The organism is Rhodococcus sp. NPDC003383, assembly GCF_053589115.1.
Window position 1 is genome coordinate 151,057 of sequence record NZ_JBSFRG010000007.1, and the last position, 26,986, is coordinate 178,042.

The 26,986-nt window shown below is 70.4% G+C and carries 22 protein-coding genes; 5 read left to right on the top strand and 17 right to left on the bottom strand.

All coding sequences use genetic code 11. The annotated features are described in order from the left end of the window. Positions 1-31 precede the first annotated feature (31 nt). Together ACWDTS_RS09295 and ACWDTS_RS09300 are read left to right on the top strand one after the other, a co-directional pair. Positions 32-9,721: an amino acid adenylation domain-containing protein gene (locus ACWDTS_RS09295; protein ID WP_450118020.1), complete on the top strand. Its 9,690-nt coding sequence runs from the start codon at positions 32-34 to the stop codon at positions 9,719-9,721. A 77-nt stretch (positions 9,722-9,798) separates the two neighbouring features. Continuing rightward, positions 9,799-11,340 (top strand): carboxylesterase/lipase family protein, encoded by a 1,542-nt coding sequence (locus ACWDTS_RS09300; RefSeq protein WP_197250191.1) that lies wholly within the window; start codon positions 9,799-9,801, stop codon positions 11,338-11,340. A gap of 9 nt (positions 11,341-11,349) precedes the next feature. On the opposite strand, the gene ACWDTS_RS09305 is transcribed toward ACWDTS_RS09300, so the two are convergent. The 13 genes from ACWDTS_RS09305 to ACWDTS_RS09365 form a co-directional block, all read right to left on the bottom strand. Further along, on the bottom strand, positions 11,350-11,535 hold the full coding sequence (locus ACWDTS_RS09305; RefSeq protein WP_197250192.1) for a rubredoxin: 186 nt from the start codon (positions 11,533-11,535) through the stop codon (positions 11,350-11,352). A 1-nt stretch (position 11,536) separates the two neighbouring features. After that, the gene (locus ACWDTS_RS09310) at positions 11,537-11,704 is read right to left on the bottom strand and encodes a rubredoxin (protein WP_197250193.1); all 168 of its coding nucleotides are present in this window, start codon (positions 11,702-11,704) and stop codon (positions 11,537-11,539) included. Further along, entirely contained in the window at positions 11,704-12,930 is a 1,227-nt protein-coding gene (locus ACWDTS_RS09315) for an alkane 1-monooxygenase (protein ID WP_197250194.1), read from the bottom strand. Before ACWDTS_RS09315 ends, ACWDTS_RS09310 begins: the two co-directional genes overlap by 1 nt. Before the next feature lie 186 nt (positions 12,931-13,116). After that, positions 13,117-13,401: a GNAT family N-acetyltransferase gene (locus ACWDTS_RS09320; RefSeq protein WP_197250195.1), complete on the bottom strand. Its 285-nt coding sequence runs from the start codon at positions 13,399-13,401 to the stop codon at positions 13,117-13,119. A 4-nt stretch (positions 13,402-13,405) separates the two neighbouring features. Next, a complete protein-coding gene (locus ACWDTS_RS09325) occupies positions 13,406-14,047 on the bottom strand; it encodes a CG0192-related protein (protein ID WP_197250196.1) in 642 nt (213 codons plus the stop codon). 20 nt (positions 14,048-14,067) lie between these two features. After that, positions 14,068-15,357, bottom strand: coding sequence for a DUF4185 domain-containing protein (locus ACWDTS_RS09330; protein WP_197250197.1), 1,290 nt, complete (start codon positions 15,355-15,357; stop codon positions 14,068-14,070). A 104-nt stretch (positions 15,358-15,461) separates the two neighbouring features. After that, complete coding sequence (locus ACWDTS_RS09335) at positions 15,462-15,977, bottom strand: hypothetical protein (RefSeq protein ID WP_450118021.1); 516 nt, start codon at positions 15,975-15,977, stop codon at positions 15,462-15,464. Positions 15,978-15,986: 9 nt separating this feature from the next. Then, positions 15,987-16,634: a Type 1 glutamine amidotransferase-like domain-containing protein gene (locus ACWDTS_RS09340; protein ID WP_450118022.1), complete on the bottom strand. Its 648-nt coding sequence runs from the start codon at positions 16,632-16,634 to the stop codon at positions 15,987-15,989. 9 nt (positions 16,635-16,643) lie between these two features. After that, positions 16,644-17,486, bottom strand: coding sequence for a maleylpyruvate isomerase family mycothiol-dependent enzyme (locus tag ACWDTS_RS09345; protein WP_231609792.1), 843 nt, complete (start codon positions 17,484-17,486; stop codon positions 16,644-16,646). Further along, entirely contained in the window at positions 17,483-17,923 is a 441-nt protein-coding gene (locus tag ACWDTS_RS09350) for an HIT family protein (protein ID WP_248675928.1), read from the bottom strand. The genes ACWDTS_RS09345 and ACWDTS_RS09350 overlap by 4 nt, the downstream gene beginning before the upstream one ends. Before the next feature lie 5 nt (positions 17,924-17,928). Then, positions 17,929-18,672 carry an SIR2 family NAD-dependent protein deacylase gene (locus ACWDTS_RS09355; RefSeq protein ID WP_231609793.1) on the bottom strand — a complete coding sequence of 248 codons (744 nt, stop codon included), beginning with the start codon at positions 18,670-18,672 and terminating at the stop codon, positions 17,929-17,931. Next, complete coding sequence (locus ACWDTS_RS09360; RefSeq protein WP_197250201.1) at positions 18,669-18,845, bottom strand: hypothetical protein; 177 nt, start codon at positions 18,843-18,845, stop codon at positions 18,669-18,671. The genes ACWDTS_RS09355 and ACWDTS_RS09360 overlap by 4 nt, the downstream gene beginning before the upstream one ends. Next, complete coding sequence (locus tag ACWDTS_RS09365) at positions 18,842-19,207, bottom strand: DUF488 domain-containing protein (protein WP_197250202.1); 366 nt, start codon at positions 19,205-19,207, stop codon at positions 18,842-18,844. The genes ACWDTS_RS09360 and ACWDTS_RS09365 overlap by 4 nt, the downstream gene beginning before the upstream one ends. Before the next feature lie 260 nt (positions 19,208-19,467). On the opposite strand from ACWDTS_RS09365, the gene ACWDTS_RS09370 reads away from it, so the two are divergent. From ACWDTS_RS09370 to ACWDTS_RS09380, 3 genes are read left to right on the top strand one after another with little or no spacing between them, the layout of a single operon-like run. After that, complete coding sequence (locus tag ACWDTS_RS09370) at positions 19,468-20,580, top strand: Re/Si-specific NAD(P)(+) transhydrogenase subunit alpha (RefSeq protein WP_374068498.1); 1,113 nt, start codon at positions 19,468-19,470, stop codon at positions 20,578-20,580. Beyond that, positions 20,581-20,919 carry an NAD(P) transhydrogenase subunit alpha gene (locus ACWDTS_RS09375; RefSeq protein ID WP_197250204.1) on the top strand — a complete coding sequence of 113 codons (339 nt, stop codon included), beginning with the start codon at positions 20,581-20,583 and terminating at the stop codon, positions 20,917-20,919. It abuts the gene before it with no gap. Continuing rightward, the gene (locus ACWDTS_RS09380; protein WP_197250205.1) at positions 20,916-22,346 is read left to right on the top strand and encodes an NAD(P)(+) transhydrogenase (Re/Si-specific) subunit beta; all 1,431 of its coding nucleotides are present in this window, start codon (positions 20,916-20,918) and stop codon (positions 22,344-22,346) included. Before ACWDTS_RS09375 ends, ACWDTS_RS09380 begins: the two co-directional genes overlap by 4 nt. A gap of 13 nt (positions 22,347-22,359) precedes the next feature. Here ACWDTS_RS09380 and ACWDTS_RS09385 read toward each other — a convergent pair whose 3' ends face one another. From ACWDTS_RS09385 to pdhA, 4 genes are read right to left on the bottom strand one after another with little or no spacing between them, the layout of a single operon-like run. Then, the gene (locus tag ACWDTS_RS09385) at positions 22,360-23,532 is read right to left on the bottom strand and encodes an MFS transporter (protein WP_450118023.1); all 1,173 of its coding nucleotides are present in this window, start codon (positions 23,530-23,532) and stop codon (positions 22,360-22,362) included. A 47-nt stretch (positions 23,533-23,579) separates the two neighbouring features. Then, entirely contained in the window at positions 23,580-24,848 is a 1,269-nt protein-coding gene (locus ACWDTS_RS09390) for a dihydrolipoamide acetyltransferase family protein (RefSeq protein WP_197252407.1), read from the bottom strand. 30 nt (positions 24,849-24,878) lie between these two features. After that, positions 24,879-25,862, bottom strand: coding sequence for an alpha-ketoacid dehydrogenase subunit beta (locus ACWDTS_RS09395; protein WP_197252408.1), 984 nt, complete (start codon positions 25,860-25,862; stop codon positions 24,879-24,881). Continuing rightward, positions 25,859-26,962, bottom strand: a complete 1,104-nt coding sequence (gene pdhA, locus ACWDTS_RS09400) for a pyruvate dehydrogenase (acetyl-transferring) E1 component subunit alpha (RefSeq protein WP_197252409.1) — start codon at positions 26,960-26,962, stop codon at positions 25,859-25,861. The genes ACWDTS_RS09395 and pdhA overlap by 4 nt, the downstream gene beginning before the upstream one ends. Positions 26,963-26,986: the final 24 nt, after the last annotated feature.

The window sequence follows — 26,986 nt, forward strand, 5'->3', positions numbered from 1 at the left end:
CACAGCGATGTGGGGAAAGGTGGAATACGGGATGCGGGATGTCGAGGATTCCGGACGGTCGGAACTCGAGAATCTGCCGCGACTGATCGCGAATGTCGTCTCGCGTGACCCCGAACGGGTCGCTCTGGTGCGCGACGGTGCCGTCGTCACCTACGCCGGCCTCAACGAGGAACTGGCTGCGCTCGGCGCCGCCATGGGCGACGCGATCGGACCCGACGCACTCGTTCCCGTCGTGCTCACCGGACTGCTGCCCGGGCTCGCCGGGAGTGGTCCCGACGAGGTCGCCGTCGCTCTGGCCGAACTGTCCGAGGACCTCGCCGCGTTCGCGGGGGAGGAGCAGGCGTCGCCGGAGCCGGCGCGACCGGACACCCTGCCCGCCGCCTTCGCCGCGCAGGCCGCCGCCACTCCCGACGCCGTGGCCGTCGAGTTCGACGGCGCCGAGTACACCTACGCCGAGCTGGCGGACCGGTCCCGGCGGCTGGCCCGCCGCCTCGTCGAGTCCGGTGTCGGGCCGGGTCTCACCGTCGCCGTCGCCCTGCGCCGGTCCTTCGATCTGCTCGTGGCCGTGTACGCGGTGCTCGAGGCAGGCGGTGCGTACGTGCCGCTCGACCCGGACCATCCCGCCGAGCGACTGGCCTACATCCTCGAGGTCGCCGAGCCCGCGGTCCTGCTCACCGAGACCGCTGCGCCGGTGCCCGCAGACGGGATCGAGGTGCTCGACGTGACGGCCCTCGACCTCGGATCGGAATCGGCGGACCCGCTCACCGATGCCGACCGCCGTCGTCCCCTGCACGCCGCCGACACCGCCTACGTCATCTTCACCTCCGGATCCACCGGCCGGCCCAAGGGCGTGGCGGTGACCCACGAGGCGATCGTCACCAACCTGCGCTGGCGCCAGGAGCAGTACCGGCTGGGACCTGCGGACGTGGTGCTGCACAAGACTCCGGTCACCTTCGACGTGTCCGTGTGGGAGTTGTTCTGGCCGTTGCAGGCCGGCGCGCGTCTTCTCGTCGCCGTGCCCGAGGGGCACCGGGACCCGCGCTACCTGGCGGATCTCATGCGCGACCGCGGGGTCACCGTCGCGCATTTCGTGCCGTCCATGCTCGCGGTGTTCGTCGCCGAGGCCGAGCTCGATTCGCTCACCCCTCTTCGGTACCTGTTCGCATCCGGTGAAGCGCTGCCGGCGCGTATCGCGGTACTGGTACGGGAACTGCTGCCCGGGGTCGCGGTCCACAACCTGTACGGGCCCACCGAGGCGGCCGTCGACGTGACCCATCACGAGGTCACCGATGCCGACATCGACTCGGTGCCGATCGGCGCGCCCATCGCCGACACCGACCTGCTGATCCTCGACAGCGCCCTGAACTGGGTTCCGGCCGGCGCGGAGGGCGAGTTGTACCTGGCCGGAACACAATTGGCGCTCGGATATGTCGGCCGGCCGGACCTGACCGCGGAACGGTTCGTCGCCAATCCCTACGGGGCGCCCGGCGAACGCATGTACCGGACCGGCGACCTCGTGGTGCGTTCCCGCTCGGACGAGCTGGAATACCTCGGACGCAGCGACTTCCAGGTCAAGATCCGCGGACTGCGCATCGAACTGGGTGAGATCGAGGAAACCCTCACCCGGCAGGACGGCATCGCCCAGGCCGCCGTTCGCGTGCATGCCGACGAGACCCTGGGTGATCGCCTCGTCGCGTACGTGCGGCTGCACCCGGGCGCCACGTGGGACGAGGAGGCGCTGGGCGCCGCGCTCTCCGCGTCCCTGCCCGACTACATGGTCCCGACCGCGTACACCGTGCTCGACGAGTTCCCGCTCACCACCAGCGGCAAGCTCGACCGCGCGGCACTGCCCGCGCCCGAGACCTCCGCCGCGACCGGTGACGATCGCCCGCTCGAGACGGCCACCGAGACGGCGGTCGCCGAGGTGTTCGCCGAGATGCTCGGGCGGGATCGGGTCGGCGGCGACGACGACTTCTTCGCGCTCGGCGGCAACTCGCTCGCCGCGGTCCGCGCGGTCTCGCGCATCTCGGCCCGAGTCGGCCGGCCGCTGTCCGTCCAGGACTTCTTCGACGCACCGACCGTCGTCGAGGTGGCGCGGTTGCTGGACCGCACACCCGGCGAGGACCGCGCAGACGGCCCGTTGGCCGCCGGACCACGGCCCTATCCGGTGCCGCTGGCGCCGTCGCAGACGCGGCTGTGGGTGCTCGATCGCCTCGATCCGGGCTCGTCCCTCTACAACATCCCGCTCGTGGTCCGCCTCACCGGCGACCTCGACGTCGACGCGTTGCAGCAGGCCGTCGGCGACCTCGTCGAACGGCACGAGGTGCTGCGCACCGCCTACCCGGAGGTCGACGGCGAAGGCACCCAGCTGGTGCTTCCGATCGGCGCCGCCCAGCGTGCCGTGCCGGTCGAGACCGTCGCCCCGGACGAGGTTCCGGCCCGGATCGACGCCCTCGTGTCGGAGGGCTTCGACATCGCCGAGGCCGCCCCCGTGCGCACCCACCTGCTGCGGGTGGCGGACGACGAGCACGTTCTCGTCGTCGTCGTCCACCACATCGCCGGCGACGGATTCTCGGCGGGACCACTCACCCGCGACCTGATGCGGGCCTACGGCGCCCGCACCGCGGGAGTGGCGCCCGAACGCCTCCCGCTCGCCGTGCAGTACGCGGATTACGCGCTGTGGCAGCGTGATCGGCTCGGAGATGCCGACGAGCCGGATTCGCTCATGGCACAGCAGCTCGCCTACTGGCGCAAGCAACTGGCCGGCCTGCAGGACCGGCTCGAGCTCCCCACGGACCGGCCGCGGCCGGCGGTGGCGTCCCAGTCCGGTGCCGCGGTGCCCGTGGAGATTCCGGCGGACGTCCACCGCGCGGTGGTGGACCTGGCGCGGGCCACCGGCACCACCGAGTTCATGGTGGTGCACGCGGCGCTCGCCGTGCTCCTCGCGCGGCTGTCCGGGACCGCGGACGTCGCGGTCGGCACCCCGTCGGCCGGTCGCGGGGACGCGGGCCTCGACGACCTCGTCGGCATGTTCGTCAACACGCTGGTGCTGCGCACCCCGATCGACGCGGGGGAGTCGTTCACCCGGCTGCTGACCCGCGTGCGCGACATCGACCTGGAGGCGTTCGGCAACCAGGACGTGCCGTTCGACTGCATCGTCGACGACCTCGCCCCGGCCCGGTCGCAGGCCTACCACCCGTTGTTCCAGGTGATGTTCGCCTTCCAGAACCTCGACGCGACACAGCTCGAGCTTCCGTCGCTGACCGTCACCACGGTCGACGTCCCGACCCGGCGGGCGAAGTTCGATCTGCAGGTCACGCTCGCCGAGCGACTCGGCAACGACCACGAGCCGGGCGGCATGTTCGGTGAGGTCGCCTACGCGACCGACCTGTTCGACGAGGGCACGATCGCGATGTTCGTGCGGCGCTTCGTGCGGATCCTCGCCGAGGCCACCGCCGCCCCGGACCGTGCAGTCGGCGATCACCGCCTCCTGGATCGGGCCGAACTCGGCACCGTGCTGAGCCGCTGGAACTCGACGGACCGGCAGGTGCCGCCGGCCACGGTGCCGCGGCTGCTCGATGCGCAGGTCGCGCGCACTCCCCATCTGCAGGCCGTCGTCGACGACGACGGGATCCTGACCTACGCGGATTTCGCCGCCCGGGTGCACCGGCTGGCCCGGCGGCTCGTCGCGTCCGGGGTCGGACCCGAGCGCACCGTCGCGGTCGTCGCACCGCGCTCGGTCGAGCTGCTGGTGGCGGTCCATGCGGTTCTGCACGCCGGTGGGGCGTACGTGCCCGTCGACCCCGATCAGCCCGCCGCGCGCACCGAGCGGGTGCTCGCCGCGGCCCGGCCCGTGGCGGTGCTCATCGGCTCCACGGTGGAGTGGAGCGACGAAGGCCGGGCGGTGCCCGTGCTGCGGATCGGCGACTTCCCCGACCTGAGCGGTGCGCCGCTGCACGACTCGGAGCGGCTCGCACCGCTGCGTCCCGACAACACCGCGTACGTGCTGTTCACCTCGGGCTCGACCGGTGAGCCGAAGGGTGTCGCCGTGCCGCATCGGGCGGTGGTCAACCAGCTGTTGTGGATCGCGGATCTGTTCCGGATCAGCGTCGCCGACACCGTCCTGTGGAAGACTCCGGCCACATTCGACGTCTCGGTGTGGGAGATGTTCGCGCCCTTGGCATCCGGAGCCAGGATGGTTGTCGCCGCGCCGGATGCGCACCGCGACGCGCGGCAGCTCGCCGACATCATCGACCGCCGCGCGGTCACCCTCACCTCGTTCGTGCCCTCGATGCTGTCGGTGTTCGCGACGACGGTGCCCGATCCGGCGGCGCTGCGCACGCTGCGCGCGGTCGCCGTGGCGGGGGAGGCGCTGCCCGCCGCGACCGTCGGCGCGTTCCGGGCGGTGTCCCGCGCGGCCGTGCACAACCTCTACGGGCCCACCGAGTTCACGGTGCACGCGACCTCGGCGCTGGTGCCGCCGATGCCGTACCTGGCGACGCGGCCGGTGCCGATGGGCCGGCCGGTGTGGAACACCCGTGCGGTGGTGCTGGACTCGCGGATGCATCCCGTCCCGGTCGGGGTCAGGGGTGAGCTGTACCTGTCCGGCGTCCAGGAGGCCCGCGGCTATCACGGCCGGCCGGACCTGACGGCCGAACGATTCGTCGCCGACCGGTTCGGCCCGCCCGGCGCGCGTCTGTACCGCACGGGCGACAGTGTGAAGTGGACCCCCGAGGGGCAGCTCGTCTACCTGGGACGCACCGACTCCCAGGTCAAGATCCGCGGCGTGCGCATCGAACTGGGCGAGATCGAATCGGCGCTGCTGAACCGGTCCGAGGTCGCACGAGCGGTCGCCACGGTCCATCACGCCGACGCCGGTGATCGGCTCGTCGCGTATGTCGTGCCGGTGCCGGCCGACAACGCGAACGATGTGGATCCCGGTGCCCTGCGCAGCGCGCTCGTCCGGGTTCTGCCCGCCCACCTGGTGCCGGACACGATCGTCGTCGTGGACGACTTCCCGGTCACGTCGTCGGGCAAGCTCGATCGTGCGGCCCTGCCCGCGCCGGTGTTCGAGACCCGCGAATTCGTGGCGCCCGCAACGAAGGTCGAGCGGATCGTCGCGGACGTGTTCGCCGCGGTCCTCGACGCCGAGACCGTCGGTGCGCAGGACGACTTCTTCGCGCTCGGCGGGAACTCGTTGTCCGCCACGCAGGTGGCGGCGCGGCTTGCCGACGAACTGGGTGTCGAGGTGACCGTCCGGTCGCTGTTCGACACCCGCACCGTCGCCGAATTCGCTGCGCTGCTGGAGGATTCCGAGCCCGCGGTGGCCGTCGCCGGTCCGGTGGCCGGCCCGCGGCCGGAGCAGGTCCCGCTGTCCTGGTCGCAGTCGCGGATGTGGTTCCTCAACCGGTTCGACACCGGTTCGGGGTTGCACAACATTCCGCTGGTGGTCCGGCTGTCGGGGACCCTCGACGTCGACGCGCTGGGCGAGGCGTTCGGTGACGTCGTGGCGCGGCACGAGGTGCTGCGCACCGTCTATCCCGAGGTGGACGGTGCCGGCCTGCAGGTCGTGCTGCCGGTCGAGCAGGCCCGGCCGCAGTTGCCGATCCTCGACGTGCCCGCGGACCGGCTCGACGAGGAGCTCATCGCCCTCGCCGGTGCCGGATTCGATGTCACCGCCGAGGTTCCCGTGCGGGCCCGGCTGCTGCGCGCCGGGGACGACGAGTACGTGCTCGCGGTGGTCGTTCACCACATCGCGGCGGACGGCTTCTCGGTGGCCCCGCTGATCCGGGACCTCATGGCGGCCTACGCCGCCCGCGTCGCCGGGCAGGCACCCGACTGGGAACCGCTGCCCGTGCAGTACGCGGACTACGCGCTGTGGCAGCGGGAGATGCTCGGCGACGAATCCGATCCCGAATCGGCACACAGCCGCAAACTGGCCTACTGGCGGGAGCGCCTGGCGGGACTGCCCGCCCAGCTCGACCTGCCCGCCGATCGGCGCAGGCCCGCCACGGGATCCGGCCGCGGCGGCAGGATCCACATGAGGATCCCGGCCGCCACCCGCGCCGCGATCGACGCCACGGCCGAGCGACACGGTGCGACCCCGTTCATGGTCGTGCACGCCGCGCTGGCGCTGCTGCTGTCCCGGCTGTCCGGCTCCACCGACATCGCCATCGGGACCCCGTCGGCGGGCCGCGGTCACCCGGTCCTCGACGATCTCGTCGGCATGTTCGTCAACACGGTCGTGCTGCGCACCGAGATCGACCCCGCCGAGTCGTTCACCGCGTTCCTGTCCCGGGTCCGGGACATCGACCTCGGCGCACAGGCGAACTCGGAGATCCCGTTCGAGCGGCTCGTCGAGGTGCTCGAGCCCGAGCGGTCGCCGGGGCGGCATCCCCTGTTCCAGGTGGCGCTGGCCTACCAGAACTTCGCCCGGCAGGAGCTCACGCTGCCGGACCTGACCGTTGCCGAATTCCCCGTCGAGACGCACCTGTCGAAGTTCGACCTGGAGTTCGCGATCGGGGAGGCCGCCGACGACACCGGCGCGCTGTCCCTCGGGATCGGCTACGTCACCGACCTGTTCGACGCGGCGACCGTCGAGGTGCTGGCCGAGCGGCTCGTGCGGATCCTCGACGCCGTCACCGGCGTCCCGGACACGGCGGTCGGCGACGTCGAGATCCTCTCGCCCGACGAGCGGGCCGGGGTGCTCGCGTCGGGCCGGCGGATCGGATTGCGGCCGCAGACGCTGCCGGAGCTGCTCGACGCGGCCGCCGCCGACCCGACCGCGGTCGCGGTGGTGAGCGGCGACACCGCGCTGACCTACGCCGACGTCGACGCCGCTGCGCGCCGGTGGGCGCGGACCCTGCGGGAACACGGCGTCGGCCGAGGCGATCTCGTGCTCGTCGCGGTGCCCCGGTCCGCCGAATCGATCCTCGCGATGTGGGCGGTCGCGCGGTGCGGTGCCGGGTTCGTACCCGTCGACGTCGACTATCCCGCGGACCGGCTCGCGCACATCGTCACCGATTCCGGTGCGCGGGTGGGCCTGACCCTGGCCGAGCACCGTCCGGCGCTGCCGGAGGGGCCGCACTGGCTCGCGCTCAACGAAGAGGACGAAACAAGCTCCGCCGCAACCGATTCCGATATCGATCCGGACGGGTTCCCCCGGGTGCGTCCGGACGACGTCGCCTACGTGATCTACACCTCCGGCTCGACCGGCACCCCGAAGGGTGTGACCGTCACCCACACCGGTCTCTACAACCTGTGTGTGGAGGTCCGCGAACGGTACCGGCTCGATGCGCGGTCCAAGGTGCTGCACGTCGCCTCGCCGAGCTTCGACGCGTCCGTCCTCGAGCAGGTCTTCGCGCTGTCGGCCGGCGCGACCGTCGTCGTCGCGCCCGCGCACGCGTACGGCGGCACCGCGCTCGCCGCGCTGATGCGGGACCGGGCCGTCACCCACGCGTTCCTCACCCCGTCGGTCGCCGCCACCGTCGACCCGGACGATCTCGACGACTGCCGGGTTCTCGTCACCGGTGGGGAAGCGGTGACCGGCGACGTGGTCCGGAGATGGTCGACCGGTGGACGCGCCGTGTTCAATGCGTACGGACCCACCGAGGCGACGATCATGACGCACACCGCCGGTCCGCTGTCGCCGGATGTTCCTGTGGCACTGGGTCATCCGGTTCGCGGAGCCGGACATCTGGTGCTCGATTCGCGACTGCGGCCGGTGCCGGCCGGTGTTCCCGGCGAGCTGTATCTCGTCGGTGACGCGCTCGCCCGCGGTTACCACCGGCGGCCCGCGCTCACCGCGGACCGGTTCGTCGCCAACCCCCACGGCGGGTGGGGCGAGCGCATGTACCGCACCGGGGACGTGGTGAGCCGCACCGCCACCGGCGAACTCGTCTACCACGGACGCGCCGACTTCCAGATCAAGATCCACGGGCTGCGTATCGAACTCGGAGAGATCGACGCCGCGCTCCGGGCCGACGACTCGGTCGCCGCGGCGGTGACGGTGGGACGGGACACGGCACCGCGACTCGTCTCCTACGTCGTGCCGGCCGCCGAGGGTGTCCTCGACGAGCAGGAACTGCTGCGCACCGTCGCCTCCCGACTGCCCGCACACATGGTGCCGGCGGCGATCGTGGTGCTCGACGAGCTGCCGCTCACCCCGTCGGGCAAGCTGGACCGGCGGGCACTGCCGGTGCCGTCGGTGGCGGCGCGTCCGTTCCGGGCCCCCTCGACCCGGTACGAGCAGGGCGTCGCGGAGATCTATGCCCGGCTGCTCGGCGTCGAACAGGTCGGTGCGGACGACGACTTCTTCGAACTCGGCGGGCACTCGCTGCTGATCCTGTCGCTGGCCGCCGCGGTGACCGAGCGCTTCGGCGTCGAGGTCACGGTGCCGCAGCTGTTCGAGCACGCACCGGTCTACCGGCTGGCCCGGCTGATCGAGGCCGGAGCGCAGGAGGCCGCGCCCGCCGCCGAGTGGGAGGGCGATCTCGAACTCGCCGCGGACATCGTCCCGGACGGGATCCCGGCAGCGCGACCGGACGGCCGCCGCGTCCTGCTGACCGGAGCCACCGGTTTCCTCGGCCGCTACCTGCTGCGGGACCTGCTCTCGCACAGCGGCATGCGCGTGTGGTGCCTAGTACGGACGGCCTCCGAAGAGGAGGGCCTCGACCGCATCGAGGCGGGGATGCGCGCGTTCGGGCTGTGGCGCGAGTACTACCGGGGCCGGATCGTGGTGGTGCCGGGTGACCTGGCGCAGCCGCGATTCGGGCTGTCCGACACCGAGTTCGACGATCTCGCCCGCGGCGTGGACTTCATCGTGCACAACGGTGCCCGCGTCAATCACATCGAGCCGTACAGCAGGATGCGGGCGGCGAACGTGTCCGGCGCCGAGGAGATCCTCCGTCTCGCCGTCACCGGGACGGTCAAGCCCGTGCACTTCGTCTCCACCGGGTCGGTGCTCACCGACACCGCCGCGCCCGCGTCCGAGGACGGCGCACCGCGGCTGGTGGGCGAGGACGACCGGCTTCCGAGCGAGCGGGTCATGGAGTCGGGGTATGTGCGCAGCAAGTGGGTGGCCGAGGAACTCGTCGCCGTCGCGCGGCGCCGCGGCATCCCGGTCTCGATCTACCGGCCGGGTCTGATCAGCGGCGACACCGTGTCCGGGGCGGCCGGAACCGACGACGCGTTCTGGAACGTGGTGCGGGCGATGGTGGCGCTGCGGATGGTGCCGGAGTCGGCGGTCGGCTCGGTCGCGCTCGTCCCCGTCACGTACGTCGCGTCGGCGCTGGTCGCGCTCGCGCTCGATCCGTCGACCGTGGGCGGGAACTTCCACCTCGTCAACCGGCGCCGCGTCGCCGCGGAGGACATCGTGGCGCGGTTGCGGGCACACGGCTTCACGCTGCGGCCGGTGACCGACGAGGTGTTCGCGTCGACGCTGATCGAGATGTCGCAGACGCTGGCCGAGCGCGGCGACGACAGCCTCACCCGCGCGGTGCTGGTTGCCGGCGAGTTCGCGCAGGGCCTGTCCGAGGCGGAGGACTTCGACGACGAGAACGCGCGCCGTGCGCTCGCGGACTCCGGCATCGAGTGCCCGGTGGTCGACGACGAGGTGCTCGCCTGGTACGTGACCTACTTCGCGCACATCGGCTTCCTCGTGCCCCTCTCCGACGAGGTGCTGCCCGACCAACCGGTCGAGCCGGAGGCGGTCGTCGACTAGAAGCGACCACCGGTCTCTGCACCGAGCGTGCAGACAGTTGGTACCTTGGCGACAGTCGCCGGGAAACGGGAGGTCACGTGGAACCCGAGACACTCACGATCGACTGCAAGTACGGTTCGGCCCGCGGGTACCGGGACGGATCGGTGTTCGTGTGGAAGGGACTTCCGTATGCGGCGCCGACCGGGGGCGACCTGCGTTTCCGTGCCCCCGAGCCGCCGGAACCGTGGGCCGGGGTCCGCGACTGCCGCGACTTCGGGCCGATCGCGCCGCAGGGCCGCGACAATCCGATCCCGGTCGATCCCGGCCAGACGATCGGGGAGGACTGCCTCTCGCTGAACATCTGGGCGCCCGAACCGGACGGCGAGCCCCGCCCGGTGATGGTGTGGATCCACGGCGGCGCCTACATCCTCGGCTATTCCGGGCAGAAGATCTACGACGGCCGCCGGCTCTGCGAGTCCGGCGACGTCGTGGTCGTGACGCTCAACTACCGGCTGGGCGCACTCGGGTTCCTCGACCTGTCGTCGTTCTCGACGGCGGACTCGACGTTCGAATCGAACCTGGGGCTGCGCGACCAGATCGCGGCCCTGGAATGGGTACGCGACTGCATCTCGGCGTTCGGGGGCGACCCGGCGCGGGTGACGGTCTTCGGGGAATCGTCGGGCGGATGCTCGATCACGACGCTGATGACGGTGCCGCGCGCCGAGGGACTGTTCCACGCGGCGATCGCCCAGTCGCCGCCGGCGACGTCGGCGTACGGCCGCGAGCGTGCGGCCACCGTCGCCGAACGGTTCCTGGAGGTCCTCGACATTCCGACGTCCCGGGTGGCGAAGCTGCGCGACCTGCCGCACGAACAGCTCACCGCGGCCGGGGACGTGCTGGCCCGCGAGATCCCGATGAAGGTGCCGGGCACTCTGGCGCTGGCACCGGTCGTCGACCGGGACCTGGTGCCGAAGTATCCGGTGGCGGCGTTCCAGAAGGGTCTGTCGCACCGGATCCCGCTGATCATCGGATCGAACCGGGACGAGCCGTCGATCTTCCGGTGGATGAAGTCCCCGCTGATGCCGATCGACGACGCCGCGGTGCAGGCCATGTTCGCTGCCCTCGCCGCGGACGGGGCGGACCTGCCGCCCGAACGGGTCCGGGAGATCCTCGCGGCCTATCCGGCCGAGACGAAACCGAGTGGCGCGATGGCACTTTCGCGGGATGCAGGGTTCCGGATGCCGGTGTTGTGGATCGCCGACGCGCACAGCACCCATTCACCGACCTGGGTGTACCGCTTCGACCACGCGACGCCGGCGCTCCGCGCGGCCCGCATCGGGGCGGGACACGCCACCGAACTGCCGTATGTCTTCGGCAATTTCGGCACACTCGGCCGCGACCCGACGTTCTGGCTCGGTGGGCGGAAGGCTGCGACCGAGCTGTCCGGCCGGATCCGGCGACGCTGGACGGCGTTCGCGCACCACGGCGTGCCCGCCGCGCTCGACGGGTCCCGGCACTGGGCGCCGTACACGGCCGAGACCCGCATGACCCTCGTGCTCGACGGCACCGATTCCGTCGTCCCCGATCCGGACGGGCATCTGCGGGAGATGTGGGGCGACCGGGTGATGGGTTTCAGTTAGCGGTTTCGGTCAGCGCCGAACGATCTCGACCATTTCGAAGTCCGCCTTGGCGGCACCGCAGTCCGGGCACGACCAGTCGTCGGGAATGTCATCCCAGCGGGTGCCCGGCTCGATGCCCTCGTCGGGCCAGCCGGCTGCCTCGTCGTACTCGAAACCGCAGACGAGGCAACGGAACAGCCGGTAGTCGGTAGCCATGTCAGGTGCCTTTCGGTTCGAAATCGATCTTCTCGCGGACTCCGCAGTCGGGGCAGCACCAGTCGTCGGGCACCGCCGCCCACGCGGTGCCGGCCGGGAATCCCTCGCGCGGTGCGCCGGTAGCCTCGTCGTAGACGTAGTTGCACACCGGGCATTCGTACGCGGCCATCAGCCGGTCTGCCCGTATCGGGCGAGGATCTTCTCGCGCTTGCTCGGCTGGATGTTCACGCGGGACAGATCGCCGTCGTAGTGGTCGAGGACCCGATGGTCCATCACCTTGCGCCACAAGGGCGGGAAGTAGGTCAGGCCGACCATGCTCGCGTAGCCGCTGGGCAGATTCGGGGCGCCGTCCATGCTGCGCAGCGTCTGGTAGCGGCGGGTCGGGTTCGCGTGATGATCGCTGTGACGCTGCAGGTGGTACAGGAAGATGTTGGTCACGATGTGATCGGAGTTCCAGCTGTGTTCGGGCGTGCACCGTTCGTAGCGGCCGGATTCGGTGCGGCGGCGGAGCAGTCCGTAGTGCTCGAGGTAGTTCACCGATTCGAGCAGGGAGAAGCCGTAGACGGCCTGGATGATCAGGAACGGCAGCACCGCCGGCCCGAACACGACGACCAGCACGGTGAACAGCGCCACCGACAGCAGCCACGCGGACAGGACGTCGTTGCGGAAGGTCCACGGACCCTTGCCGAGTCGCTCGAGCCGCGTCTTCTCGAGGTGCCACGACGACTTCAGTCCACCCCACACGCTGCGCGGCAGGAACGACCAGAACGACTCGCCGAAACGGGCGCTCGCCGGATCCTCGGGTGTCGACACCCGGACGTGGTGGCCGCGGTTGTGCTCGATGTAGAAGTGGCCGTAGAAGGTCTGCGCCAGGGCGATTCTCGACAGCCGGCGTTCGAGCTGCTCCTTCTTGTGGCCGAGTTCGTGGGCGGTGTTGATGCCGACGCCGCCCATCACGCCGATGCTGATCGCCAGCCCGATCTTCGACACGAGGCCGAGGCCGCCGTCGAGCCCGAGCCATCCGAGTTCCTGCGCCGACCACAGGTAGCACGCGAAGACGAGGCTGAGGATCTGGAACGGGATGTAGGCGTAGGTGCAGTACCGGTAGTAGCGGTCGGCGGCGAGACGTTCCATGACCTCGTCGGGCGGGTTCTGGCCGTCCGGGCCGAAGAAGCGGTCCAGGATCGGCAGGATCACGTAGACCAGCAGGGGGCCGATCCACCACCACACGGGAGCCACGGCGCTCCAGCCGAGTTGTCCGAACGCCCACACGAGGGCGGTCGCGACGAAGATCGCGGTGGGCGGGACCAGTCCGAGCAGCCACAGATATCGCTTGCGGTCGCGCCACTGCTGCGCAGCTGCCGGCTGCGGCCGGTCGATGTCGCGTGTCGTCACCGTCTTCTCCTCCGTATGACGTGGATCACCCTGTGGTGGACGTTACGCGCGACACCATCCACTGTCTAGACATATGGAGCGATTTGTAAATCTTCACCGATCGCGTACACGAAAACGTCAGCCGCCCACGTTTCGGACGTGGGCGGCTGACGTTTGCGTCTGCGGTTGTGTGCCTGACCGGACCGATCAGTTGCGGTACTCGGGATGCTCGGAGACGAACTTCGCGACGTAGGAGCACGAGGTCCCGATCTTCAGACCCTCGGCGCGGGTCGCGTCCAGCGCCTGGCGGACGACGTCACCGGCGACGCCCTGACCGCGGAACTCCGGCTCGGTGACCGTGTGGTCGAAGTCGCGCACGTCGCCGACCTGCGTGTAGTCGGCGTAGCCGGCGAGCGCGTCACCGATGTAGAGAGCGAATCGCGACTGCTCGGGAAGATGCTCGACGCGACGATTGTCGTTGTTCTGGCTCATGAATTCACCCTACCGACCGGGCGCTCTTCGCGACCGCGAGGACCGCGGGGGAGGTGCGCCCCGGCCACGTGCCGGTGAGGACGCCGCCCGGCCGGGCTGGTCCGTCCTGCTCATCGAGTACGCGCAGCACCTCGATCTCGACGTCGCCCGCCGACACCGTGGTCGTCGTCGAGTCGCTCGTGTGGGTGATCCGGCCGAGAGCCGGTACCGGTGCCTCGGGGGATCCGCTGCCGGCCACCTGCACCGGGGCGTCGATGGTCGCGCCGGTCGTGGCATCGAAGAGTTCGGCCGCGCCGCCGCCGGTCGCGATCGTGGTGACCAGCGCGGCGACGTACACCGGGTCGGCGCACGCGTCGTACACCCAGCGGGTCCCGAGCACGGTGTGCTCCATCATGCCGACCAGCGAGTCCTCGGCGCCGTCGAGCGGGGCGGCGCGATAGGTCAACGGGACCTGCAGGATTCGCCCGTCCCCGGTGCGCAGCAGGTGGGTTTCGACGCCGACCTCGCCGTCGGGGTCGTCGAAGCGGAACCCGCCGATCCGGTCGAGGTCGGTCGCGCCGGCGGCCCACGGCTGCGATGGCACCCATGCCGCAAGGACCTCGGCCTTCGTCGGCGACAACCGGGCGTTCTGATGGATGATTGCCATGGTCGAGACGATACGTGCGGTCACGCCGGCGGCGGCGGTGCCACCGGCTTCGGCAGCTTCGCGGCCTCGAGGTCGGTGCGCAGCAGCATCACGTTGTAGTCCGACCACGTGCTGGCCAGGTAGTACAGGTCCTTGCCCGACGACCACGGGTGGATGAACGCGCCGTACACGCTCGGCACGTCCCGGCTGCTCACCAGCACCTTCGGTTCGCTCCAGCCGGATTCGAGCGTTGCGGAGGTCCGCGCGACGATCGAGTTCGTCGCATCGGTGTATAGCGCCACGAACCCGCCGAGATGCTCGTTGTAGGCGACGGACAGTTCGCTGACCGGCCCAGGGATCACGACGCCCGCGGCCTTCGGGTCGGTCGGCACCCAGGCTCCGATGCCGTCCCAGTACTCGTAGGCGAGCGGGTCGAGCAGCGATTCCGGCCGCACCCGAGCCAGGTGGGCGGCGCCGTTGCGCCCCGACGGGGTGCCGAACTTGTAGATCCAGCCGTCGTGTTCGACGAACGCGCCCATCTGGAAGTTGGCGTTGCCGCTGACGGATTCGTTCAGACGTGCCGTGAGGGGGTGGACCGTCCAGGTCTCCCCGTTGTCCGTCGACGAGGCGAGCGCGGAGAAGTTCGTGTGCCACTCGCCGGGGGCACCCCAGCTGCGTACCGACATGAAATCGAGGTACTGGACCCCGCCGACGGCGATGCCGGCGGTGGGGATCGTGGTGATCTCGACGCCGTTGACCTTGCGGCTCTCGATCAGTTCGCGGGCGTGGTTCGGGCGATCCAGGGGAGCGCTGTCGATGCTCATGCCGTCGGACAGGTTCCGGTCGGTGCTGCGGAACAGGACGTTGCTGCGCCAATCGCCGACGAGTCCGCAGAACGGATTGCGATTGAACCCGAACGTGTCTCCGAAAGCCGCGAGGACCTGACCCTCGCCGTTGTCCCACATGATGCCGAGATCGGTGCCGAGTACGCCGAACCGGGGCACGGTGTCGTTGTCACCCATCAGTCCGGTCATGTGCGCGACCGCGGTCGTGGTGCCCTTCAGCTGGGGGAGGCGGCCGTCCTGCCCGTTGAGCCAGGGGATCGGGGTGACGCCGGGCTCGGAGCTGCCGGGCAGCGCGCTGCCGGTGCCGGGCAGTCTGCTCCCGGTGCCGGGCAGTGCACTGCCGGTCCCCGGCGCCGAGCTGCCGGTACCGCTGCCCGGTGGGCACGCGGCGTATGCGGTTCCGGTCCCGCCGAGCACGAGAACGCAGGTCGCGGCGAGGGTCACGGGCAGGGCGAGAGCCAGACGATGTCGCAGGGACGAGCGCATGGGACCTCCGGAGTGATGCCGCACAGTCGACGCCGTGCCAACGTAACAGCAGTCACATCAGTCACACATGTCACTTAGATAACGACACGGTCCCGGGATTGCCCTCAAGAATGCGATGTCGCCGGGGGATGAGTGGACCGCACCGCGTCGACGAACCGACGCTTCTCCGTGACGTACCGGTCCCGGAACCCGTCCGGATCGTCGATGCCGTCGCTCGACGCCGCGGTGAGGAACGCGAACGCCGACTCCGCCGCGGCGAGCACCGGATCCGGTGCCGTCAGCCGCATCTCGTTCACGATCGCGTCGAGATCGACGATGCCGCGTGCGATCGCCCGCAGACGCGGGTCCTCCGACTGCAGGGCCTCGTCGAGTTCGACGTCGGCCAGCTCGGAGCGGTCGAGCTCGAAGAGATGATTGTGGACGTTGTCGGCGACCTGGAGAAACCGCACGTGCAGGGCACGATCGGTCGCGCGCAGCACCGGCGCGGGTGCCGGTTGCCGGGTCGCCTTCCGGCCACCGCGCGCGGCGACCACCCCGAGTACCACTCCGACGACGAGAGCGACCGGTGCCGCCCACCAGGGCGCAGTACCGGCGCTGAACAGATCCGACAGCGACTCCATCGTCGGATGTTAGCAGTGAGAAGTATCCGTTCCGTCCGATGTGTCCACAACGATCGTGTCGTCGTCGGTCAGAGCCCGGAACGCGATGCCGTTGCGCGTCAGGAGATCCACGGCGCGGCGGCTGCCGCCGTCGTCCAGCGGCGACCCGCCGGCGTGCGGCACGATCGCGAAATCCACCAGACCGAGGCCGTCCCACTGCGGGGCGATCCCGCACGTCGGCTCGACCTCGCCCGGGTCGTCGGAGAACTCGACGCCGCGCAGCGTCGGCGTCACCACGCACGCGCCGGCGCTGTACCCGGCGTACGCGAGCGCCCCGGACCGGACGAGGTCGGTGAGCACCGTGTCGCCGCCGGAGCGCGCGAGCTGGGCCCGCAACACGAACGTGTTGCCGCCGCGCACCCACACCACCCGGAACTCGGACAGCCTGGCGCGCAACGACTCCGGTGCGCCGACGTGGTCGCGCAGATCCACCTCGACCGGATCGAATCCGAGTTCCCGCAGCGGACCGAACTCGCTGTTCAGCGACGACTGCCGGGCCTGCGCGGGCCAGGAATCGGCGGCATTCGCGATCACCGCGAGCGGCCCGGGCGGACCGGTCACCCGCAGCAGCGCCGCCGGGTCGGCGCCGAAACGGTACGACGAGAGGAACAGGCGCATCGGGAACGGTCAGATGGTGAACGCCAGATTGTCGACGATGCGCCGCCCGACCGTGGTGTCCCCGCCGAGGGTGATCTCGTCGAGGTGGTCGAACGCGCGGACGCGTCCGCCGGCGAGCCGCGCGAACAGTCCCGAATCGAGGGTGATCGTGCTGGTCGCCTCGCCCGACAGCGCGGGAACGAGCGCGGCCCGTCCGTGGACCTCCACGTGCAGGGTGCGGGCGAGCGGGCCGGTCAGCTCGAACGTGATGCGGGAGCCGTCCGGGGCCTTGCCGAGCTTGCCGACGACATACGCCAGCGACCCGACGATCTCGGCGAACGCCAGCTCGGCGCGCGGACCGCCCTCGTCGCCGGGGATCCCGAGCGCGTCCCTGATGTCGAGTTCGTGCATCCAGCAATCGAATACGCGGATGCGCATGAAGCGCCCGTAGGTCGCCGGACCGGCCGGCGTCTGCGCGGGTGTGTCGAACCATTCCTGTGTCATCTTCGAGAGCTGGTCGCGCCGGCGCGCGACGATCTGCCGGTACCGCTCGAGGATGGCCGTGCCCGGTGTGCCGCGCATCGACTCCACCCACCGTTCGTTGAGCGCGCCGATCTCGTTGTGCACGTGACCGAGCGCGTGCACGTCGATGTCGACGTGCGGGGTCTCTTCACCCGCGAGGAGCGATTCGGTGCCGATCAGGTGCGCCACGATGTCCTTGACGGTCCAGCCCGGCAGCGTCGACGGGGTGAACCAGGTGTCCGTGTCGAGGTCGGCGATCAGATCGTCGATGACCGCGAACTGCTCGAACAGCAGCGAACGGATCTTCTCCACGGGAAATTCGGGGGTTTCGGGAGTCTGGTCGGTGCTCAACGGGGATCCTCTGCTTCCAATCGGTCCAGTCCGGCGCGGATCAGGGCTGCGATCGCGTCCGGGTCGTCGGGGCGGCGCCGGAGGAGCCCGGCCGCCAGGCGTACCTTGTCGCCGTTCCAGCGCGGCAACACGTGCAGGTGGGCGTGATCGACGGTCTGGAACGCGGCCCGGCCGTCGTTGAGCACCAGGTGGGCGCCGTCGGGTGTGAGGTCCGAGCGGGCCAGTGCCCGCGCCAGGCGCTGTCCGACGCGGAACATCGCCGCGCCGTCGTCCGGCGCGAGTTCCTCGAGCCGGGCCGCGTGGGCCCGGGGCACCACGAGGACGTGACCGCGCGAGATCGGCCGGATGTCGAGGAACGCGACGACCGTCTCGTCCTCGAACACCCGCCGCGCCGGTGCGGTACCGGCCACGATGTCGCAGAACACGCAGGCTCCCACGGTCGTCACTGTAACGCCGCCACCAGTGCGGGCAATCCGATCGCCGCGGTCGTGCGCCACACGTGGTCGACGCGGTCCGAGAGTTCCGTCGGCTCGGGCCCGATCTCGACGACCGGCACGCCGCGATCGCGGGCCAGCGCGGGCAACCCGGCGGCGGGGTACACCATCCCGGAGGTGCCGACGACGAGCAGCAGGTCGGCATCGGCGACGACCTCGGTCGCCGCGTCCCACGGTGCGCGGGGCAGCAGTTCGCCGAACCACACGACACCCGGACGGACCCGGCCCCCGCACCGGCTGCACGTCGGCGGCGTCAGCCGGGCCACCGGCTCGGCCGGCGGATCCGGAAGCTCGGCGGCGGCCTCGCAGTCGGCGCACCGCGGCGCGAACAGGCTGCCGTGCAGGTGCGCGCTGACGACACTGCCGGCGCGTTCGTGCAGATCGTCGACGTTCTGGGTGACGATGTGGACGTCCGTGTCGCGGGCCCAGTCGGCCAGCGCGAGATGGCCGGCGTTCGGTTCGACCTTCCGGACCAGCGCCACGCGCCACTGGTACCACGCCCACACCGTCTCCGCGTCGGCGTGCCACGCCTCGGGGGTCGCGAGGGCGGCGGCGTCGAACCGGGACCACAGGCCGGTCTGCGCGTCCCGGAAGGTCGGGACGCCGCTCTCGGCGGACATGCCGGCGCCGGTCAGGACGGCGACGCGGCGCGCGGCGCGGGCCAGGCCGAGAATCTCGGAGGGAACGCTCATTGCGGTGACGGTAGGGGATCGGTGTGCCCGGTGTCGCGCGGGTGACCGCAGCGTGGGCACTGCCCGGCCGTGCTCTCGAGGACGTGGTCGTCGAGGAACAGCCCACACTCCGGGCACACCCGATCGAGCCAGCACACCGGGTCCCCGCCGAGGTCGGGGTCGCGGGCCGTCACCGGGCCTCCCGCAGATGCTCGGCGAGGATCACGGCGCCGCTGTGGTCGAGATCGCGGGTCGCGGTGAGCAACACCAGGGGGCGTCCGTCGGCGAGGCGATCCAGCCGGGCGACGGCTTCGCGTCCGGCCTCCGTGGTCAGCTCGTGGAGGTAACGGGTGCGGAACTCCGAGAACAACGCGGCGTCGTGCGAGTACCACTTGCGCAGCTCTGCGGAGGGCGCGAGGTCCTTCGCCCAGTCGTCGTAGTGGAACGCGTCCTTGCGGAGCCCCCTCGGCCACAGACGGTCCACCAGGACACGGAACGCGTCCTCGTCTGCGGGGTGGTCGTAGACGCGTTCGACGTCGACTGTGCGACGTTCCATCGGCTCCTCCTCGGGCTTTGCATTCACCAGCGGTACGCTCGTACTGTGAAGTGAGCTGCATCACAATTCTCGCACTGCATCCTTGTTCGGACTCGATTCAGACAAAAGCAAGCGGTTGCAGTGTCGTCGCCACCACGGTAGGTCTGCTTTAGCTCATCAGGCCGGCGTGTACTGCCGTGGCCTCGATGTACGCAGCCCGCCGCTCTCGCGGTGAGGCCCTCATTCGAAGCAGGAGTCAGGGGAAGTTGGATACCGAAGGATTGAGCACGGGAAGAGAGGCACAGCGTCGTCCGACCGTCGGCGTCGTTCGCGAAACGAACGACGGTGAGCGTCGCGTCGCGCTGGTCCCGAAGATTGTTCCGTCTCTGATCGGCAAGGGTCTCGACGTCGTCGTCGAGGCCGGTGCCGGCGAGGCGGCACTGATTCCCGACGAGCTGTACGTCGAGGCCGGTGCCACGATCGGTGACGCCTGGACCGCGGACGTCGTGGTGAAGGTCGCGCCTCCGTCGGATGCGGAGGTCGCGCGGCTGCACTCGGGCCAGACCCTGATCGGGTTCCTGGCGCCGCGCAATGCGGAAAACCAGATCGGCGCGCTCGCTGCGGCCGGAGTGCAGGCGTTCGCCGTCGAGGCGATCCCGCGCATCTCGCGTGCCCAGGTGATGGACGCGCTGTCGTCGCAGGCGAACGTGTCCGGCTACAAGGCGGTGCTGGTCGCTGCGTCGGAGGCCACGCGCTACTTCCCGATGCTCACCACGGCCGCGGGCACCGTCAAGCCCGCGACCGTGCTGGTGCTCGGCGTCGGTGTCGCGGGTCTGCAGGCGCTGGCCACCGCCAAGCGTCTCGGTGGTCGCACCACCGGATACGACGTGCGCCCGGAGGTCGCCGATCAGGTGCGTTCGGTCGGTGCGCAGTGGCTCGATCTGGGGATCGACGCGGCCGGTGAGGGCGGCTACGCCCGCGAACTCACCGACGCCGAGCGCGCCCAGCAGCAGCAGGCTCTCGAGGAGGCCATCAAGGGCTTCGACGTGGTCATCACGACCGCGCTGGTGCCGGGCCGTCCGGCGCCGCGTCTGGTCACCGCTGCCGCGGTGAACGGCATGAAGCCCGGCTCGGTCGTGGTCGACCTCGCCGGCGAGACCGGCGGCAACTGCGAGCTGACCGAACCCGGACAGACCGTCGTCAAGCACGGCGTGACGATCTGCTCGCCGCTGAACCTGCCCGCGACGATGCCCGAGCACGCATCCGAGCTCTACTCGAAGAACGTCGCCGCCCTGCTCGAGCTGATGCTCGACGACAACGGCGCGCTGGCACCGGACTTCTCCGACGAGATCCTCGACGGCGCGTGCGTGACCCGCTCGAAGGAGAACGCGTAGATGTACACCGAACTGCTCGCGAACATCGCCATTCTGGTCCTTGCCGGATTCGTCGGGTTCGCCGTTATCTCCAAGGTCCCGAACACGCTGCACACGCCGCTGATGTCGGGCACCAACGCCATCCACGGCATCGTGGTGCTCGGTGCGCTCGTGGTGCTCGGGCACCTGCCCGGGGACGCCCCGTGGAGCATCAAGATCATCCTGTTCGTCGCGCTGGTGTTCGGCACCCTGAACGTGGTCGGCGGCTTCGTCGTCACCGACCGCATGCTCGCGATGTTCAAGCCCAAAAAGGACGTTGTGAAGGCGTCGGCGGAGTCGAAGGGAGCTGACGCCCGATGAGTTACCTGGTGACCATCCTGTACATCGTCGCGTTCGCGATGTTCATCTACGGTCTGATGGGCCTGACCGGCCCGAAGACCGCGGTCCGCGGCAACTACATCGCCGCGGCCGGCATGGCGATCGCCGTGATCGCGGTGCTCATCGACATCCGTGACACCGAGAACTGGGGTCTGATCGTCGGCGGCCTGGCCGTGGGTGTGATCCTGGGTGTGCCGCCGGCACTGAAGACCAAGATGACCGCGATGCCGCAGCTGGTCGCGCTGTTCAACGGCGTCGGTGGTGGCACCGTCGCGCTGATCGCGTGGGCCGAGTTCCTCGACTCGAACGGCTTCACGACCGTCGACGACGTGCCGTCGGTGCCGTTCATCGTCGGCTCGCTGTTCGCCGCGATCATCGGCTCGGTCTCGTTCTGGGGTTCGCTGGTGGCGTTCTCCAAGCTGCAGGAACTGCTGAACAAGAACTTCGAGAAGAAGGTCGTCGCGTCGGCGAAGCTGTTCCAGCTCGCCAACATCGTCCTGGCGGTCGCCGCGATCGCGATCGCGATCTACATCGGTCTGCAGGCGGACCCGGCCAACGCGCCGACCCCGGCGATCTGGATCGTCGCGCTGCTCGTCGTGGCCGGCCTGATGGGCCTGTTCGTGGTGCTCCCGATCGGCGGCGCCGACATGCCCGTCGTCATCTCGCTGCTCAACGCCCTGACCGGTCTGTCCGCGGCCGCCGCGGGTCTGGCGCTGAACAACCAGGCGATGATCGTCGCCGGCATGATCGTCGGCGCCTCGGGTTCGATCCTGACCAACCTCATGGCCAAGGCCATGAACCGCTCGATCCCGGCGATCGTGTTCGGTTCCTTCGGCGGCGACGGCGGTTCCGGCGGCGTGGTCTCCGCGTCCGGTGGCACCGTCAAGGCGACCTCCGCGGCGGATGCGGCGATCCAGATGGCCTACGCCAACCAGGTCATCGTGGTGCCCGGCTACGGTCTGGCCGTGGCGCAGGCGCAGCACGCCGTCAAGGAGATGGCCGAGCTGCTCGAGCAGCGTGGCGTCGAGGTCAAGTACGCCATCCACCCGGTCGCCGGTCGCATGCCGGGCCACATGAACGTGCTGCTCGCCGAGGCCGACGTCGCGTACGACGCGATGAAGGAGATGGACGACATCAACGGCGAGTTCAGCCGGACCGACGTCACCATCGTCATCGGCGCCAACGACGTCACCAACCCGGCCGCGCGTCTGGATTCGTCGAGCCCGATCTACGGCATGCCGATCCTGAACGTCGACCAGTCCAAGTCGGTGATCGTGCTCAAGCGGTCCATGTCCTCCGGCTATGCCGGCATCGACAACCCGCTGTTCACCGCGGATCAGACGTCGATGCTCTTCGGCGACGCGAAGAAGATGGTCGGCGAGGTCACCGAGGAACTCAAGGTCCTCTGACCCGCAGCCGCTTTCAGGGGCGCCCGCGCACATCTGCTGCGCGGGCGCCCTCGCGCACGTTCGGGGCCAGTGCCGACGCGGCCAGCACGCACGCCAGCGGCACCGCCATCGCCGCCGTCAGCGACGCCGCCTCCGACAACCAGCCGATGCACGCCGGACCTGCCAGGAAACCGATGTAGCCCATCCCGACGACCCGCGACATGTTCGCGCCCGGCGCGCCGGTCGTCATGTTCCCCGCGGCGGTGAACAACTGCGGAACCGCCCCCGAGAGACCGGCGCCGAACAGTCCCCACCCCGCCAGGGTCAGCGGCAGCCACGGCGAGACGATCACCGTGCCCATACCGACGGCGGCGACCAGCATGCCGTACCGCACCAACGCCACCGGGCCGATCCGCGCGGTGATCCGATCCGCGGTGAAGCGGCCGATCGTCATCGTCGCCGAGAACACCCCGAAAGCGAGTGCCGCCACCGAATCCGGGCTGCCCAGACGCTCCTTGACCTGCAGGGCACTCCAGTCGTTGGCGACGCCCTCGCACAGCATCAGCATGAACGCGAGCCCGCCGAGCAGCAGTACCCGCCGCGAATACCCGCCGCGCGGAGCCGCATCGACGTGGTGGGGATGCGGCGGCACCCGCACCAACTGCCCGGACGCGACCGCGACCACCAGCAGCCCCATCGCACCCGTGACGGCCAGCGACATCGCCGGAGCCCAGCCGGCGGCGAGCGTCGCCGCCCCGACCAGTGCCCCGGCCACACCGCCGACGGAGAACAGCCCGTGGAAGGCCGCCATGATCGGCCGCCGGTAACGCTGTTCGACGACGACCGCCTGCGAATTCATCGACACGTCCAGGGCGCCGTTCGCGAACCCGAACAGCACCAGTGCGACGGCGAGCTGCCAGCCCTGCGACGCCAGACCCGGACCGGCCACCGTGACCGCCAGGGCACTCGCGGCGATCGTGGTGGTGCGGTCGCTGCCGAACCGGTCGGCGAGCCGCCCCGTCGCCTGCATGCCGACGATCGCGCCGACCGCGAGCATCAGCAGCAGCGTTCCCAGGGTCGCGTTGCCGATCCCCGCGCGCTGCTGCACCGCCGGAATGTGCACGACCCACATCGCGAGCAGGAACCCGTTGAGTCCGAAGACGGCGAAGACGGCTGCTCGGGCACGCCGATAGGCGGGATCGGTCACGGAACCCGACGCTACCGGCACCGCGGCGGGTTCCTCACCCGCGCGGGTCAGCGTGCGAGCAGCGCGGGCACCGGGTCGCCGAGGAATCCGCCGATCGCCGCGAGTGCCCGCCCCGCCTGCTCGCCGTCGACGAGCCGATGATCGAACGACAACGACAGCGTGACCACCCGGCGCACCGCGAGCGCGTCGTCGACCACCCACGGACGCGGCGCGATCGCCCCGACGGCGAGGATCGCCGCCTCACCCGGCACGAGGATCGGGCTGCCGCCGTCCACGCCGAACACCCCGACGTTCGTGATCGAGATCGTGCCGCCCGTCAGGTCGGTGGGTGTTGCGCGCCCGGCGCGCGCGGTCGCGGTGACGGTGGCGATCGCGCCGGCCAGGTCGGGCAGCGTCAGGGCGTGCGCGTTCCGGATCACCGGGACCATCAGCCCCTCGTCGGTGGCGGTCGCGATGCCCAGGTTCACGTAGGTGCGCGTCGCGATCTCACCGGCGTCCTGATCCCACGTCGCGTTGAGGATCGGCTGGTCCGCGACCGCGCGCAGCAACGCCGCCGCCACGATCGTCAGGGCGGTCGGATGCCGGTCCGCGAACGACGGATGCGTGCGCAGCCGCTCGACCAGCTCGACGGTCGCGGTGACGTCGCACGTGAGGAACACCGTCGCGTGCGGCGCGGTGAATGCACTGCGGGTCACGGCCTCGGCGGTGCGTTTGCGCACCCCCGTGATCGGCACCCGCGTCTCCTCGCCGGGTTCGGTGCGGGCGGCCCGGTCCGCGGCGCGCCGCACGTCCGAGCGGGTGACGACCCCGCCGGTGCCGGTTCCGGTCACGGTCGCCAGGTCGATGCCGAGGCGTTTGGCCTCACGTCGCGCCGACGGCTTCGCGTCCGGGCGGGGTGGCTCGGCGTGCAGGTGCGGTGCGCTGTGCCCGTTTCCCGAGGTCCTGTCGGTCGTCGGCCCGGCCTGCGCGAGCGTCCGGGCGGCCCGTTTGCTCACCGGTGGGCGGCCGGGACCGTAGCCGACGAGCACCGGGGTATGCGATTCGGCACCGGCGTCGTGGGGACCCTCACTGGGCACCGCGATCCGGATGATCGGTGCCCCGACCGGCACCGTCGTTCCGGGCTCGGCGAGCAGTTCTGCCACCGTCCCCGCGAACGGCGACGGCAACTCCACCACTGCCTTCGCCGTTTCCACCTCCGCGACGACCTGGTTGAGCTCGACGCGGTCGCCGACGGCCACCGTCCAGGAGACGAGGTCGGCCTCGGTCAGTCCCTCACCGAGATCCGGCATCCGGAATTCCTTGACGGACTGGTTCATTCGGCGTGTCCCTTCAGGCGGTGTGTCCCCTCAGGCGGCGAGGCTGCGGTCGACGGCATCGAGGATGCGGTCGGGGTCCGGTAGGTGGTACGCCTCGAGTTTCGCCGGCGGATACGGGATGTCGAATCCGCCGACCCGCAGCACCGGCGCCTCCAGCTGATAGAAGCACCGTTCGGAGATCTGCGCGGCGATTTCGGCGCCGAGCCCGCAATTCACCGGAGCCTCCTGCGCGACCACGAGCCGACCGGTGCGGCGCACCGACGCCTCGACGGTGTCGACGTCGAGCGGCGACAGCGATCGCAGATCGATCACCTCGATCGAATGTCCTTCGTCCGCAGCGATATCCGCGGCCTGCAGGGTCGTCGTCAGCATCGCGCCGAACGTCACGAGCGTGACATCGGTGCCCGGCCGGGTGACGCGCGCCCGGTCCAGCGGCAGTTCCGGCGGGGTGTCGAGGTCGACCTCGCCGCGATCCCAGTACCGGTGCTTCGGCTCGAGGAAGATCACCGGATCGTCCAGGGCCACCGCCTGCTGGATCATCCAGTAGGCGTCCGACGGAGTGCCGGGGCTCACCACCCGCAGGCCCGCGGTGTGCGTGAAATACACCTCGGGGGACTCGGAATGGTGCTCGACGGCGCCGATCCCGCCGCCGTACGGAATGCGGATCGTCAACGGCGCGGTGACCGTACCCGCGGTGCGGTAGTGGATCTTCGCGACCTGCGAGACGATCTGGTCGAAGGCCGGGTAGACGAACCCGTCGAACTGGATCTCGCACACCGGCCGGTATCCGCGCAGCGCCATGCCGAAAGCCGTTCCCACGATGCCGGATTCGGCGAGGGGAGTGTCGAAGACCCGGTCGGTGCCGAAGTCCTTCTGCAACGTGTCGGTGACGCGGAAGACGCCGCCGAGCCGGCCGACGTCCTCGCCCATGATCACGACCTTGCGGTCGTGTTCGAGCGCGCGCCGCAACCCGGCATTGAGGGCGGCGCCGAGAGCCATCGTGGTGGTGGTCATGACCGTGCCTCCTCGTACTGTGCGGTGTCGAACCCGGCGAGGTATTCGCCGTAGCGGGCGCGTTGATCGGCGAGCATCCGGTGCTCGGTGGCGTAGACGTGATCGAACATCGAGAGCGGTTCGGGGTCGGGGGCGGTGAGCGTGCCCGTGCGCAGCCGGTCCGCGGCGGCGTCCGCGTCGGCCTGGACCGTGGCGAGATAGTCGTCGTCGGCGAGACCCTCGCGGTCGAGCAACAGCCGCACCCGGGTCAGCGGATCGCGTGCCCGCCATTCCTCCAGTTCGGCGGGGGTGCGGTAGCGGGTCGGGTCGTCGGACGTGGTGTGCGGACCCATGCGGTAGGTGAGGGCCTCGATGAACGTCGGTCCGCCGCCTTCGCGGGCGCGGCGCGCGGCCTGCCGGGTGACGGCCAGGACGGCGAGGACGTCGTTGCCGTCGACCTGCACGGCGGGCATCCCGAAGCCGGCGGCCCGGTGGGCCAGTGCCACCGGGCTCTGCACGTGCACCGGGGCGCTGATCGCCCAGTGGTTGTTCTGGCAGAAGAACACCACCCCGGCACTCCAGCTCACCGCGAAGCCGAGGGCCTCGGAGATGTCGCCCTGGCTGGTGGCGCCGTCGCCGAAGTAGGCGACGGTCGCGATCTCGGCACCGTCGAGACGGGCGCCCATCGCATAGCCGGTCGCGTGCAGGCCCTGCGATCCGACGACGATCGCCGGGTTGGTGGTGTTGACGGTCGCCGGATCCCAGCCGGAATGCGAGCAGCCCCGCCACATTCGCGTCATGTCCGCGGGATCGACGCCGCGGCACCAGGCCACGCCGTGCTCGCGGTAGCTGGTGAAGACATAGTCGTCGGGTTCGAGCGCGTGCGCGGATCCGACCTGCGCGGCCTCCTGGCCGAGCAGGGGAGCCCACAGGCCGAGTTCGCCCTGGCGTTGCAGGGCGACTGCCTCGGTGTCGATGCGCCGCACGACGACGAGGTCGCGGTAGAGGGTGCGCAGGCGTTCGGGGCCGACATCGGCGACGAGCGCGGAATACTCCGGGTTGTGAACCCGTCGGCCGTCCGGCTGGATCAGCTGGACCGGATAGGCAATCTTGTCGACCACCGTGACCACCTCGTTCGGGTCGGC